The organism is Pseudoalteromonas sp. SK18 (assembly GCF_001974855.1).
In the GTDB taxonomy this organism is placed as follows: domain Bacteria; phylum Pseudomonadota; class Gammaproteobacteria; order Enterobacterales; family Alteromonadaceae; genus Pseudoalteromonas.
The window spans coordinates 112,606-125,879 of the sequence record NZ_MTQB01000003.1 but is presented as its reverse complement, the minus strand read 5'-3'; the positions used below and the strand labels follow the sequence as shown (position 1 = coordinate 125,879).

The 13,274-nt window shown below is 37.7% G+C and carries 14 protein-coding genes; 9 read left to right on the top strand and 5 right to left on the bottom strand.

The genetic code is table 11. The features are described 5' to 3' along the window. Window positions 1-170 precede the first annotated feature (170 nt). Window positions 171-659, bottom strand: coding sequence for a MarR family winged helix-turn-helix transcriptional regulator (locus BW139_RS04040; RefSeq protein ID WP_076918773.1), 489 nt, complete (start codon window positions 657-659; stop codon window positions 171-173). A gap of 130 nt (window positions 660-789) precedes the next feature. On the opposite strand from BW139_RS04040, the gene BW139_RS04035 reads away from it, so the two are divergent. From BW139_RS04035 to BW139_RS04015, 5 genes are all read left to right on the top strand, one after another. Then, window positions 790-1,218, top strand: coding sequence for an organic hydroperoxide resistance protein (locus tag BW139_RS04035; protein ID WP_008108945.1), 429 nt, complete (start codon window positions 790-792; stop codon window positions 1,216-1,218). A gap of 185 nt (window positions 1,219-1,403) precedes the next feature. Next, window positions 1,404-1,757 (top strand): metalloregulator ArsR/SmtB family transcription factor, encoded by a 354-nt coding sequence (locus BW139_RS04030; RefSeq protein WP_008108943.1) that lies wholly within the window; start codon window positions 1,404-1,406, stop codon window positions 1,755-1,757. Window positions 1,758-1,779: 22 nt separating this feature from the next. Next, on the top strand, window positions 1,780-2,793 hold the full coding sequence (locus BW139_RS04025; protein WP_008108940.1) for an ArsJ-associated glyceraldehyde-3-phosphate dehydrogenase: 1,014 nt from the start codon (window positions 1,780-1,782) through the stop codon (window positions 2,791-2,793). 15 nt (window positions 2,794-2,808) lie between these two features. Beyond that, a complete protein-coding gene (arsJ, locus tag BW139_RS04020; RefSeq protein WP_076918772.1) occupies window positions 2,809-4,029 on the top strand; it encodes an organoarsenical effux MFS transporter ArsJ in 1,221 nt (406 codons plus the stop codon). A 113-nt stretch (window positions 4,030-4,142) separates the two neighbouring features. Beyond that, window positions 4,143-6,260 carry a methyl-accepting chemotaxis protein gene (locus BW139_RS04015; RefSeq protein ID WP_076918771.1) on the top strand — a complete coding sequence of 706 codons (2,118 nt, stop codon included), beginning with the start codon at window positions 4,143-4,145 and terminating at the stop codon, window positions 6,258-6,260. A 75-nt stretch (window positions 6,261-6,335) separates the two neighbouring features. Here BW139_RS04015 and BW139_RS04010 read toward each other — a convergent pair whose 3' ends face one another. Then, complete coding sequence (locus BW139_RS04010) at window positions 6,336-6,923, bottom strand: TetR/AcrR family transcriptional regulator (protein WP_076918770.1); 588 nt, start codon at window positions 6,921-6,923, stop codon at window positions 6,336-6,338. Window positions 6,924-7,035: 112 nt separating this feature from the next. Here BW139_RS04010 and BW139_RS04005 point away from each other — a divergent pair, with 112 nt between their 5' ends. Next, a complete protein-coding gene (locus BW139_RS04005; protein ID WP_008108932.1) occupies window positions 7,036-7,578 on the top strand; it encodes a carboxymuconolactone decarboxylase family protein in 543 nt (180 codons plus the stop codon). Window positions 7,579-7,637: 59 nt separating this feature from the next. Here the strand turns inward: BW139_RS04005 and BW139_RS04000 are convergent, their stop codons facing one another. After that, on the bottom strand, window positions 7,638-8,168 hold the full coding sequence (locus tag BW139_RS04000; RefSeq protein ID WP_036934595.1) for a hypothetical protein: 531 nt from the start codon (window positions 8,166-8,168) through the stop codon (window positions 7,638-7,640). A gap of 51 nt (window positions 8,169-8,219) precedes the next feature. On the opposite strand from BW139_RS04000, the gene BW139_RS03995 reads away from it, so the two are divergent. Then, window positions 8,220-8,579 (top strand): DUF1294 domain-containing protein, encoded by a 360-nt coding sequence (locus BW139_RS03995; RefSeq protein WP_076918829.1) that lies wholly within the window; start codon window positions 8,220-8,222, stop codon window positions 8,577-8,579. A gap of 48 nt (window positions 8,580-8,627) precedes the next feature. Here BW139_RS03995 and BW139_RS03990 read toward each other — a convergent pair whose 3' ends face one another. Beyond that, complete coding sequence (locus BW139_RS03990) at window positions 8,628-8,972, bottom strand: PEGA domain-containing protein (protein WP_076918769.1); 345 nt, start codon at window positions 8,970-8,972, stop codon at window positions 8,628-8,630. Window positions 8,973-9,150: 178 nt separating this feature from the next. Next, a complete protein-coding gene (locus tag BW139_RS03985; RefSeq protein WP_076918768.1) occupies window positions 9,151-11,124 on the bottom strand; it encodes a serine/threonine-protein kinase in 1,974 nt (657 codons plus the stop codon). Window positions 11,125-11,519: 395 nt separating this feature from the next. Here BW139_RS03985 and tagH point away from each other — a divergent pair, with 395 nt between their 5' ends. Continuing rightward, the gene (tagH, locus tag BW139_RS03980; RefSeq protein WP_076918767.1) at window positions 11,520-12,788 is read left to right on the top strand and encodes a type VI secretion system-associated FHA domain protein TagH; all 1,269 of its coding nucleotides are present in this window, start codon (window positions 11,520-11,522) and stop codon (window positions 12,786-12,788) included. A gap of 15 nt (window positions 12,789-12,803) precedes the next feature. After that, the gene (tssJ, locus tag BW139_RS03975; RefSeq protein ID WP_076918766.1) at window positions 12,804-13,268 is read left to right on the top strand and encodes a type VI secretion system lipoprotein TssJ; all 465 of its coding nucleotides are present in this window, start codon (window positions 12,804-12,806) and stop codon (window positions 13,266-13,268) included. Window positions 13,269-13,274: the final 6 nt, after the last annotated feature.

Here is a 13,274-nt window from a genome sequence, read left to right as displayed (position 1 = left end):
GTATTATAAAAATTAAACATAGCTTGTTCCTTGGTGTTGCTAACGTCAATAAGGGAGTAGGAAGAAGTATGCCAATTGTTATTTGAATATTTTATGAATATAAATCAATAAGTTAATTTTTTATAACTAAACTATAAAAAAGCTTAAGCACCACATTGGATAAATTTACGCTAGGTTTGCACTAACTTGGGACTGTCTTTAGCATCGACACTTTCATCTTCAGTCTGGGTGCTTAAGTCGCTAACGATTAAATCGAGTAACTTCATTAATTGCTGTGCTTGGTTAGTGTCGATACTGTCAAATTTACAGAAAATTGTTTTTGGAATATCAGCAGCTTTAAGTTTTAAAGATTGACCCGTGTGAGTCAATTGCACCAAACGCTTACGCTTATCGTGTTCGTCCTTTATAACGTTAAGTAGTGACTTGCTGGTCATCTTTTTTAATATTTGAGTAAGCGCGCCACCATCAATTGCGGTTTTATCTATTAGCTCAGCGATGGTTACTTCATCTTGTTCCCACAGCGCCATCATAACAACATACTGAGGATAGGTAAGGTTAAGCTCAGCTAGAGGTTCTCGATAGGCACGGGCTATGCTGTTGGACGCCATGTATAAACGATGGCATAGCTGATTTTTTAATTTTAACTGTTCAAACGACATCGTTTTATCCTTCATTTCAATACAGAGTATTTTAGTTTGCATGCAAAGTATTTGCAATCAGAATTTAGTTGTTCTATTATTTTGCACACAAAGTAAGTAATGTGAAAATTTTAAATCTTAGGAGTTCACTATGAATGTATTACAAAATGTAGCTTATACAGCAAAAGCAACGGCAACAGGCGGACGTGAAGGGGTAGCTAAATCGGATGATGGTCGTTTAGATGTTAACTTATCAACGCCTAAAGGGTTAGGTGGTGATGATGGGCAAGGCACTAATCCAGAGCAATTATTTGCAGCAGGTTATGCAGCCTGTTTTATTGGTGCGCTTAAATTTGTAGCCGGTAGCGAAAAAGTTGCTTTACCAAGCGATACTTACATTAACTCTGAAGTGTCTATTGGTGCTATTGAAGGCGGTTTTGGTATTGCTGTAAAGCTTGCTGTATCACTAGGTGATATGGATAAAGCAGCGGCGCAAGAGCTTGTAAATAAAGCACATCAAGTATGCCCATACTCAAACGCAACACGTGGTAATATTGAGGTAGAACTTTCAGTTATTTAATTTACCTCTTTTTTTTGTTTATAAAAACACGCCATGAGTGATCATCGCGTGTTTTTTATTCGCTACTATATTTATAAATGAATTGAAAATAGATAAATCTAGTTACATTCGAAATTTCATATATTCACTATTCCATATGTTTGTTTTTTGTTTTATTGTATGTGCATAAACCAAACGAGGACGCTATGGAACAACTCAACCCACTACAGTTTTATAAATGCTTAGCTGACGATACGCGCTTAAAAGCCATGCTGCTAATTAGCCATGAGCAAGAATTATGTGTATGCGAGCTTGTGGCAGCCCTTGAGCTTAGCCAGCCTAAAGTATCTCGTCACTTAGCCCAGCTTAGGCAATGTGGCTTATTGAGCGATCGTAAGCAAAATCAATGGGTGTATTACAGTATTAATAAAGCCCTACCAGAGTGGGCTGAAAATGTACTAGCACAAACCCGTAGCGCTAATATTGAATTTTATAACGATGATTTAAATCGACTCAATGCAATGGGTAACCGCCCTGAGCGTGCAGCAAACTGCTGTTAATTAACTTTTAAAGGTATTTATTATGACAATTAAAGTAGGGATTAATGGTTTTGGCCGTATGGGGCGCTTAACATTGCGTGCAGCACTTGATTGGCCAGAAATTGAATTTATTAAAATTAATGATGTTGCTGGCGATGCTAAAACGCATGCACATTTACTCGAATTTGATTCAGTACATGGGCGTTTGGCACACAATGTAATAGCATCAGCGCACAGCTTTAGTGTAGGAAAACACACTATTGCTGTAACTAACAATAAAAACATTGATGATACTGATTGGTCTGATTGCGATGTAGTCATTGAAGCCAGCGGTGTGATGAAAACCACCGAATTATTAAATCACTACCTAGCTCAAGGTGTAAAACGTGTGGTAGTGACTGCACCGGTGAAAGAAGACGGTATTTTAAATGTAGTGATGGGCGTAAATGATGATTTATATAATCCTGATGAGCATAAAATTGTTACAGCGGCATCATGTACAACAAACTGTATAGCGCCAATTGTTAAAGTACTACAAGAAAAAGTGGGTATTAAACACGGCTCTATGACTACTATTCACGATATAACTAACACCCAAACTATTATTGATGCCCCACATAAAGACTTACGTCGAGCTCGCTCATGTGGTACCAGTTTAATTCCCACCACAACAGGCAGTGCTACGGCTATTACGCATATTTTCCCTGAGCTTAAAGGAAAACTTAATGGCCATGCTGTTCGTGTACCACTTACTAATGCATCAATTACCGACTGTGTATTTGAGCTTGAGCACGGTGTTACGCAAGATGAAGTAAATGAGTGGTTTTATCAGGCTGCAGAGGGCACATTAAAAGGGATTTTAGGTTATGAAGAGAAGCCACTTGTGTCTATTGATTATAAAACCGATCCGCGTAGTTGTACTATTGACGCGCTTTCTACCATGGTGATTAATAATACCCAGCTTAAATTATATGCTTGGTACGATAATGAGTGGGGATATGCAAACCGTACCGCCGAACTTATGCTAAAAGTAGCAAAAAGTGATGTAGTTAATTAGCCCAAGGTATTAACCATGTTTGCTCAACTTAGTGATTTACCTCAAGCGATAAAACAATATTTAATTATTACCGGTAATTATTGGGCGTTTACTTTAACCGATGGGGCGCTGAGAATGCTGGTGGTGCTGTATTTCCATCAGCTAGGATATGATGCACTTGCCATCGCTATGCTGTTTTTGTTTTATGAAGTGTTTGGGGTGATCACTAACTTAGTGGGGGGGTGGCTTGGCGCGCATTTAGGCTTAAATAAAACCATGAATATTGGCTTAGGCATACAGCTTGTTGCCTTAGCTATGTTATGTGTACCTAGTGATTGGCTGGGCGTTTTTTACGTTATGGCTGCACAAGCGCTCAGTGGTATTGCCAAAGATTTGAATAAAATGAGTGCTAAAAGCGCAATTAAGTATTTAGTGCCTGATGACGAAACAGGGCAAAGTAAACTATATAGATGGATTGCGCTACTAACTGGTTCAAAGAATGCGCTCAAAGGCATTGGCTTTTTTTTAGGTGGGTTACTATTAACTTTAGTGGGTTTTAAAGGCGCATTATTTGCACTGATCGCTCTGTTAGGTATTGCTTGGCTGGTTAGCCTTACTTACTTAAAAGGTGATATGGGTAAAGCCAAAAATAAGCCTAAATTTAAGGAGTTATTTTCAAAATCCAGAGCAATTAATTTACTCAGTGCTGCGCGATTATGTTTATTTGCGGCACGTGATGTATGGTTTGTAGTTGCGCTGCCTGTTTATTTGGCCGCCCAGTTTAACTGGGATCATTGGTGGGTAAGTGGTTTTATGGCACTGTGGGTTATTGCGTATGGAGCTGTGCAGTCACAAGCCCCTAAAATAACCGGTAATTCGGCTAATAAAATCGATGTGCTTAATAAGGCATACTACTGGGCCATTGCTTTAACGGGGGTTACTTTTATATTAGCAGTGCTCATGCAGTTTAATATTGCTATTCATATCAGTTTGATCACCGGTTTGTTAATTTTTGGTGCTGCTTTTGCGGTTAACTCCTCTTTGCATAGTTACCTGATAGTCAGCCTTGCTAAAAGCGATGCAGTATCATTAGATGTGGGTTTTTATTATATGGCTAATGCAACCGGTCGACTGGTTGGGACAGTATTCTCGGGATTAATGTATAAACTATATGGGCTACAGGCTTGCTTGTGGGTAAGTGTTAGCTTGCTTCTGATTGTTGTGCTAGTGACCAAGCGACTAAATAAGCAAAGTTAAACGATGGTTAGTTGTGAAATTTAAGTTAATTATATTATTTCAAAATAATTAATAATATGTTGTTTAATTTGGTCTAAACTAAAAAATAAATAAGTAAAGCAAGGTAGTTATAAATGCGGGAAATAGCGTTAGCAAAAAAGTTATTGTGGATAAGCGTCGGAAGTATACTTTTAACGGTAATACTATTTTCAGGCATACTTTGGTCTAAACTCTCGTCGAGTAATGCCAACACCTCTGCTGAGGCTGAAACCTTAATTGTAAATGAGGTCGATGGGCGGCTAACAGCAAACGCAGCAGCTTATGGTGAAAAAATTGCTGCCTTTATTAACGAAGCCTACCGAGTGCCTTTCTCTTTGGGTAGTATTTTAGAGGATGCTGAGAAAACATCACTAGACCGAGAGTCGGTTGTTTTACTAAATCGTTCAATATTAGAAAGTAATGACGTTATTTCTTCTATATATTCGCAGTTTGAAAAAAATGGCTTTGACGGTAAAGATAGCGAATTTACCCAAGGTTATGACCACTCTGTTGCCGGTGCCGGTTCATTAGAAATATATTTTACCAAAAACAGCAACGGTATGGTTGAACAACAGGTTGTGGAAGACGCAGCAGAAAAATACGCTGATAAAATAAACGAATTTGGTTTACGTGAAGCCGAATGGTATTTGTGTGCGAAAGATAAATTAAAACCGTGCATTATGGAACCCTACCTTTATGAGATAACACCGGGTTATTCAGAAATGATGACTTCACTCGTTGTACCCATTGTTAAGTCGGGAAAGTTTGTTGGCGTAACAGGGGCCGATATTACCTTACCTGTATTTCAAAAATTAACAGAAGAGCTTTCAAAAGCGCTTTATGATGGCAAAGCAAAGGTAACGTTACTCAGCCATTTGGGCTTAATTGTTGGTACGAGTCATTACAAAGAAAAATTAGGCCGCCCGCTAAAAGAAGCTGTTAGTGATAAAAGTTATGAGAGTTACAAAGCACTAAAAGGCACTCAGGGAATAGACAAGCAAGGCGCAGAGATAATGGTGTCTTACCCGATTGAAATTAAGCTTGCTGATGTGAAATGGATGTTGCTAATTGAAGTACCCGCTGAACTTGCTTTTGAAGGGCCTATTCAATTAACTGCGGGGATGTCTGAGGCAGCAAAAGAACTGGGCGTGATTATTTTGATCACGGGTGCAGTGATTGCTGTATTAGCATTTGTAGTAATGAAGCTTGTTGTAGGCAGTGTTGTTGCGCCGCTTAAACAAATTCAGGAGCGGGTTGACAATTTAGCAAGCTCGGAAGGTGATTTAACACAAACTCTGCATGTTGATACTCACGCTGAGCTTATAGCACTGGCTGGAGGATTTAATAAGTTTTTATCAAAACTTCGTGAATTGATCAGTGAGCTGAAAGCGGTCTCAGATCAAACCAAGCACCAAGGTGAAGTTACCTCTAATATTGCGGTAGAAACTAAGCATAATGTGCAAGCACAGTTTAAAGAAATTGAAAGTGTGGTCACTGCAATGAATGAAATGAGCGCGACAGCACTTGAAGTGGCAAAAGCTTCAGAGCAGTCAGCGCAACAAGCAGATGAAATTAATACCTTAGTGGTAAGCAGTGAATCGAGCTTATCATCGGCGATGACGCAAGTTAAAACCATGTCTGAGGAAATTAAAGAAGCTAATCAGGCGGTTGAAAAAGTAGCAGCACGTAGTAATGATATTACCCAGATACTTGATGTGATCCGAACAATCTCTGAACAAACTAACTTGCTGGCTTTAAATGCAGCTATTGAGGCTGCACGAGCAGGAGATCATGGACGTGGTTTTGCTGTTGTAGCTGATGAAGTTAGGGCTTTAGCATCTAAAACGCGTTCATCTACGGATGACATTAGCAGTTTAATCGATAGCTTACTTTTAGAAGTGGGTAATGCATCGACTGTTATTGAAAAAGGCGTAGTACGCGCCGAAAATGCAGTAGATGAAACCTCAACAGCGTTTGATGCTCTGCATAGTGTGGTTGTTAAAGTAGATGAAATAACCAATCAAATCACCCATATTGCAACGGCTGCCGAAGAGCAAAGCTTAGTCACCGAAGAAATAAATCGTAACTTGACGATAATTTCGGATGCGGCTTCTCAGCTTTCTGATTTATCTGCTCAAGCAGGTGATAGCAGTGAAGAGTTGAACAAACTGGTTGCACAGCAAGATTCTGAGCTTAATAAATTAAAAACCTAATCGTCGAACTTTGGTTTTAGATTAAAAAGGCAGCTAACTTTATTAGCTGCCTTTTTATTTGTAATTAGTTTTCAGCTAAAGACTTTTCATCAGTGAAAACATATTTTCGATCATTGGTTTGGCTAATTGTTCTACATTTGGTCGATTAAAATAGCTACGTAATCCTGTAAATTGTACTTGGAAAAAGCGAGCATACTCTACGGGTGAAATATTCCCACTTAACTCTTTATCAGCTATGGCGAGTGCAAATAGTTCAGTAAGGTAATGTTCAAAGTTTATCATCAGCTCTGCACTGATTTGGTAAAGGTAACTGTCTTTCTCAATAAATTCATTATTGGCCTTTACTAACATGCAGATAGCACTTGGAGTATGACCTTTTGAGGAAATAACAACATACTCTACAAAGTCTTGCAGTGCCCCAAGAATACTGCTGCACGATGCTAAACGTTCATCTATTAGGCTTTGCATCTGCTTGGCATAATTTTTTATCGCTTCACAATATAAACCTTCCTTTGAGCCAAATGCCGCATAAATGCTGCCTGGGCGCATATTAATTGCATCTTGCAAATCGCGAGTGGATGTAGCATGAAAGCCCTTCTCCCAGAATAATTGACTAGCGGCACGAACAACTTGCTCGCGTTCAAATTTTACTTTATTGGCCATAATTGTTTCTATTAAATTGAGCGACTGTTCAATTTTAACTTGAGCAGTCGCTCAAAATCAAATAGTATGTGTTTCGAAGTTAGTTAATTACATTAATTTATTGGAGCAGAACATGGCAGAATTTACGTTATATACTCAAGACAACGCACCTGAAGAATCAAAATCGCTTATGGCTGATTCAGTAGCTGCATTTGGTATGGTGCCAAACCTTCATGCAGTAATGGCAGAAGCACCTACGCTACTTAAAGGCTACCAAGTACTGCACGACTTATTTCAAAAAACATCGTTTAACGCAGAAGAGCTAACAGTGGTATGGCAGTCAATTAATGTTGAGCACGAATGCCATTACTGTGTACCAGCACACAGCGCAATTGCCGCTTCAATGAAAGTTGATCAAGGTATTGTTGATGCACTCGTTAATGAAACACCACTTGCAGATGCAAAACTTGAAACGCTGCGTGAAACTACGCTTGCAATGACACGCAATCGCGGCGTAATCAGCAATGAGCAAATTGAGAAATTTTTTGCAGTAGGTTACGGTAAACAGCAACTGCTAGAAATAATTGTTGGTTTATCGCAAAAAGTAATGAGCAATTACACCAATCACTTAGCTGATACACCAGTTGACGAACCATTTAAAAAATTCGCAAAATAATAGCGGTTTTATAAATAACAAAAGCAGCCTAGGCTGCCTTTTGAGTTTTAAGTCCAAAGTTATTTAAATTTAACGGTTTTTGTACTGCGAGTGTAAATACGCTGTTCCGGTTTAGTCCATTCCCCTTTTTTTAAATAAGAGGTAGAAACAACAAACTGTTGATCTTTAAATTCACTGGTTGATTTAACTTTAGTGATCCCTTCTTTGCTACCAGTAACATCTTCATAGGCAACAAACTGAGTCGGGCTGAGTACCTTTATTGTTCCTTTGGTGTAAAAGCCTGCGGTAGTAAAGTAATAAAACACCAAAGACTGCTTTTTAATATCGTAAAAAATCATTGATTCCCCTCCATACTCACCCTCATTGATAGAGTGTGTAGTACGAATGGCTTTACCATTGAGTACGCGCTGCCATTTACTCACATCTTGAATGCTTGGCTTACCTTTTTCGGTATTAAAATCAGCTTGCCACGTACCTAAGTAAGGCGCGAATATCTCAAGTTCTGGCGCTAGTGAGTCTGTTTTGTTGTTTGCTTGAATACTAAATATAGATAGTGATAACAGCAGCATCACAGCCTTTAAATATGTCATAATTTAACCCGAGTGTTTATTTTTATTATTCTTATTATAGGCGATTATTTTTTGATAAAAAGTACCTTAATTATATTTTCGAGCGTGTTTATAGTCGCATTATGGCTTGCTTACTTAAATCATAAAATTGAGATGTTTATACCAATATATATTTCATTTCTCAGTGGTATCACATTTTTATACTACGCGTGGGATAAACGAAAAGCAGTGCAGTCAAACCGTAAACAAGTACATCGTATACCCGAACGGCATTTACATCTATTGGCTCTATTTGGAGGATGGCCTGGAGCACTTATCGCTCAGCAAACCTTACGACATAAGTCACAAAAACGTGTATTTATATTGGTATTGTGGCTGTGTATTGCGGTGAATCTAAGCTTGGGTAGTTATGCATGGTCTGTTTATTATTAATGTTTAAATGCCTTTATTTATTAAAGGCATTTCACTTTCTTAAACAGTCTATTGCGCTGATTGGCTTAACTGTTTTTCATCGAGCTCTATAGTTAAAATGGTTTTTTTATCAACCGTTATCCATTTTCTATAAGTAACATAACCAGCTTTACTTACCTCGATATCATACTTACCGGAATCTAATTCAATAGCGTCTTGATATACTGGCACTATATTCATTATCCGTACTTTAGAATCAGCTGGGTTAGTAATAACCGTCAGTGATATTGGTGCATTTTCTTCGCTCATTTGAGGCGTAGGCTCAATAACGACATCTTCACTTTTGCTGATTTTAGATGTTGCTGAACAGCCTGAGAGTATCAGGGCTGCAGCTAGTAAGCTTAAATTTTTCATAGGTACTCCATTAATTATAAAAACTCTAAATATGTAAAATCTTGGCGGAGTGTATGATGGTATGTATGCACTCGTCGTCCTTGACTTTGTTATCTGTATTTTGATTTTAGTCTAATAGCTATGTAATCGTTATTCAATTACCGCTGTGCTATTTTTGAGCAATAAATATATACTCTTTTTAAAGCATATTATCTAACGACTGAGTAATCGCTTCACTTTTTTCAACTAAGCGTTCAGCAGCTTTATACATTCTTTTTTTCATTAAATCGTTAGCTGTACTGATGTAACGTCTCGACAATTCTTTTTTTAACGACACTAAAAGTGAGAAGTCATTCGGTAATGCTGTTGATTCAGACTTAATAAACTCTTCAAACTCCATTAACGCTTTATGATCTTCTATTGTTTCTAATTGAGCCGAGAAACGTTGAAACTTAGGGCCATAAAACACCACTGCATCGGCACGCGGAAAGTCGGCTTGTTCGCCTAAATTAACCTTTTGCTGATATGCAGTTAATGCATTAATCGCAGATTCTCGCTGCATTAAATTTGCTAGTAACTCATCCGCTTTTTTGTTGTTTGTAAAAACGATTTTACCCACGTTTAAGAGAACTTTTTGAGTGATTACATCGTCACTTTCTATAGCGGTATTTAACGCAACAGTAAAATTATCAAGGTGAAGATCTGTTGGCTGATAACGGTAAGTTTTATCAACTTCTTTTAAGTCTGAAACTAAGTGGGCAATACTATTGGGCTGCTCTTCGTTATAACGCGACTGTTCAAGTAATAAATCGATTCTGGCTGTAATATCAAAAATAATTGATTGGCGTTCTCTAAGTACACTTTCTAATTGCATCGACAGTTTTTCTGAATCAGGGTAATAATCTAATGCATCAGAGTAGACGGCTATGATTTTATCAAAATCTTTAAATTTACGACCTGCAATATTATTAAACTGATTAGCTTCATCATTAAAGCTCTCTAATATGCTTTGCTGGTTTGATCTTAGTAACCCTTGTTTAAGCACTTCATATTGTGGTGGAATTTGTTCAAGTTTATTTAAAATAGTTGGCCCTTGCCAAGACATCCACGCTTCTACTTGTTGGTTAATTGCTTTGGCATTATCGAGTTGTGCCTGTAATTGTTTTGTATTATCAGAGCTTGAGTAATAATTTTGCGTAATTAAACCAATAATGGCGATACTAGCGACGCTTGCAAAAATGGCAGGCTTTAAATTTGTTGTGAGGCTTTTTAAAATTGGTTCTAATGATTCAAGCCTTTGACTTGCATTTAAAATTAATGCTTTATTTAAATTGTTCCACAAAAGAATAGGGCAGTTACTTGGTTTTTTCACCGTTGTATTTTTAGGTATTTTGTCTGCAGCAACACGGTTAAAGGGGTGTTTACTGCTGAGAAGTTCATAGGCAATACAGGCAAAAGAAAAAACATCGTCTTTCACCGATGCTTCACCACCTTTTAATTGCTCAGGACTTGCGTATGTTGGGGTATAGCCACCAATTGTTGCCAACTCACTGTCATTTTTTACAGCGTATTGATCGTCTAAGCTTTTATGTTTGGCAATACCAAAGTCAAGTACTTTAAGATTGCCGTTAGAGTCAAAAATAATATTTGAAGGTTTAAGGTCGTTATGAATGACGCCACGGGAGTGGGCATATATAAGCGCGTTGGTTAACTGCTCCAAAATAGCTTTTGCTTTTTTAAATGCTAAACCAGAGGGCTTGTTTCGTTTAATTATTTGTTCTAGTGTTTCCCCTTCAATTAACTCCATAGTGACATAATATAAATCGCCGTCAGAGTCTGCTGAGTACACTTTTACAATACTTGGGTGTGAAAGCTGCTGTGTTTTTGCTGTTTCATCCTTTAGTAATGAAATAGCTTCTTCAGAGCTTGAGAATTCTTCTTGAAGTACTTTAATTGCTACTGTGGCTTCTGAGCGACTGCTGTTTTCTAAAAAGGTATCGCGCGCACGGTAGATGTAACACATCCCACCTTGGCCGATCAGCTCTTCAATAAGGTAGCGGCCAGATATTTTTTTGCCAAGTAGGTTTTGTTTACGAATGCTCGACGCTTTTTTGTTGTTTGAGTCTAGGGAAGCAATCTGAGTTTTATCGTTGTTATCATTAGTACTACTCATAAAAAAATCCTTTTATTGTGTTAAGTTAAATAATTACAAAGGTAAATATTCTCTGCTTATCTATCAATTTTCCCTCTGATATAAGCACGTATTTTACAAAAATATACAATTATAGCAATGCCTGAATGACATATTGTTGTAGGTAAACTTGCCTTATTGTTAATTGAAAAAGTCTGTTTAAAGCTAGAAGGTGTCTCTAAAACAGGCTATTTTTAGCCTAGTTATAAAGCATTAAAATAAAATAGTTCAACGCTATATAATGCGTTTATCAAACGTCCTGTTTTAGATACAAAATCAATAGCGCGATATTTTTCTGTGTTCATTTCAATGTTGACAATAGTTTCGCTTCTACTTTATCCTGTTCACAATAATGATATAAGGGACTGACTTATCAAATGGAACTGATACTAAACATCACTAGTTATCACAGACTCTCGCCTGAAATTGAAGCTACCAAAACTGTAAAAGATTCATTAACTTTTGGTCGTTCTGAAGCGTGTGATTGGCACCTTCCCGATCCCGAAAAAATAATCTCAAGTAAACACGGCACAATAGAAAAAGAAGGTGACTCTTTTTACGTGTACGATAATTCAACCAATGGTTTATTTATTAATTTTGCTGTAGCACCGCTTGGCCAAGGTAACAAACAACGTTTGTCAGACAGTGATGTATTAACCATTGGCGATTTTCAAGTCAATGTGGTGCTAGCATCTGATCAGCAAGCCGATGTGAGTAACTCTGCTCCAAGCAACTTTCAATCAGTAGATTCTTTTGCTGCGCAAAATACTCAACCGGCTGAGCAGGAGATACCTTCATTCGATGACTCAATTATGAATGAGTCGATGCCTGAGATATCAGTGACTGCGCAACAAACAACAGATAACCATATTCCTGAAGACTGGGATGAATTAACGCGCCTTATGAATACCGATGAGTTTGATATTGGCAATAACGCTAACAATTCATCAGTACCTGTTGATACCCCTGCGCCTATTCAAGAACCCCCCCGTTCAAATAGCCACGCTAATGAGCACAAGCCGGACATACAGTCTGCACCAGTAAAAAACGTGGTTCAAAGTGACAAGGTTTTATCTGATGCGTTTTTAAAGGGACTTGGTGTTAAAGACGAGCTTAAAGGTTCACTGAATGATGAAAAACGGTGGTTTGAAATGGGTCAAGGGCTAAATTTATTGCTCACTGAGCTTATGGAATCTTTACGTCAACGCGCGATTGTAAAAAACAAATTAAGATTGAACCACACAATGTTCCAGGCTGAGCAAAACAATCCATTAAAATTTTCTGCCAACATTGATGACGTTATTCAGAACTTGTTCATAAAAAATAGTGCAAGCTTTCTGTCCTCAAATGAATCTATAAAAGAAAGCTTTATAGATACACGCAAACACGAACATGCACTACTCGCTGGTGCAGATGGCGTATTAAAAGGGATGTTATCGCAAGTTTCTCCCGTGCAAATTAATCAACAGGCAAATGATAATTCTAATGTGTTAAAAATTATCCCTGGTCAAGTAGAGTCTAAATGCTGGAAGTTATATCAAAGTTTATACGATGATATTTCTCAGGAAGTGAACACTAAAGGTGCCATGGCATTGTCTGACGATTTCTTAAAAGCATATAACGATCGAATCAAAGAAACGCACTAGAAAGGAAAGTAAATAATGTACAAAGTTAAGCTCTACTTATTGAGTTTTAGTTTACTATTTTTGGTACTGGGATGTACGACGATGAATAAAATCGTACCCCCTTCTACCGATCTGATCATTAATGTATCTAAAAGTGTTAATCCAGATACATCAGAACGTCCTTCTCCAGTGGTAATGAAAATTTTTGAGCTTAGCTCAAGAACTATTTTTGACACGCAGGACTTTTTTAGCTTGTATGACACACCTGAAAAAATACTCGGACCTGACTTATTAAAAAAAGATGAGTTAGAACTTCAGCCTGATTCAGTACAGCAATATAAAATGAGCCTTAATCGTAATACGCGTTACGTTGGGGTTGTTGTTGCTTATAGAAATATAGATCAAGCAAGATGGAGAGCGGTTATAGAAGTTGACCCTACCGGTTATGACGATATTAATGTAAATGTAGAAGCAATTGCGACATACATGAGAGAGCAATAAAAAAGG

What these genes read in the sequence shown, in the direction of transcription:
- BW139_RS04040 (WP_076918773.1), bottom strand. Translation starts at nt 659, where the DNA reads ATGTCGTTTGAACAGTTAAAATTAAAAAATCAGCTATGCCATCGTTTA.
- BW139_RS04035 (WP_008108945.1), top strand. Translation starts at nt 790, where the DNA reads ATGAATGTATTACAAAATGTAGCTTATACAGCAAAAGCAACGGCAACA.
- BW139_RS04030 (WP_008108943.1), top strand. Translation starts at nt 1,404, where the DNA reads ATGGAACAACTCAACCCACTACAGTTTTATAAATGCTTAGCTGACGAT.
- BW139_RS04025 (WP_008108940.1), top strand. Translation starts at nt 1,780, where the DNA reads ATGACAATTAAAGTAGGGATTAATGGTTTTGGCCGTATGGGGCGCTTA.
- arsJ (WP_076918772.1), top strand. Translation starts at nt 2,809, where the DNA reads ATGTTTGCTCAACTTAGTGATTTACCTCAAGCGATAAAACAATATTTA.
- BW139_RS04015 (WP_076918771.1), top strand. Translation starts at nt 4,143, where the DNA reads ATGCGGGAAATAGCGTTAGCAAAAAAGTTATTGTGGATAAGCGTCGGA.
- BW139_RS04010 (WP_076918770.1), bottom strand. Translation starts at nt 6,923, where the DNA reads ATGGCCAATAAAGTAAAATTTGAACGCGAGCAAGTTGTTCGTGCCGCT.
- BW139_RS04005 (WP_008108932.1), top strand. Translation starts at nt 7,036, where the DNA reads ATGGCAGAATTTACGTTATATACTCAAGACAACGCACCTGAAGAATCA.
- BW139_RS04000 (WP_036934595.1), bottom strand. Translation starts at nt 8,168, where the DNA reads ATGACATATTTAAAGGCTGTGATGCTGCTGTTATCACTATCTATATTT.
- BW139_RS03990 (WP_076918769.1), bottom strand. Translation starts at nt 8,972, where the DNA reads ATGAAAAATTTAAGCTTACTAGCTGCAGCCCTGATACTCTCAGGCTGT.
- BW139_RS03985 (WP_076918768.1), bottom strand. Translation starts at nt 11,124, where the DNA reads ATGAGTAGTACTAATGATAACAACGATAAAACTCAGATTGCTTCCCTA.
- tagH (WP_076918767.1), top strand. Translation starts at nt 11,520, where the DNA reads ATGGAACTGATACTAAACATCACTAGTTATCACAGACTCTCGCCTGAA.
- tssJ (WP_076918766.1), top strand. Translation starts at nt 12,804, where the DNA reads ATGTACAAAGTTAAGCTCTACTTATTGAGTTTTAGTTTACTATTTTTG.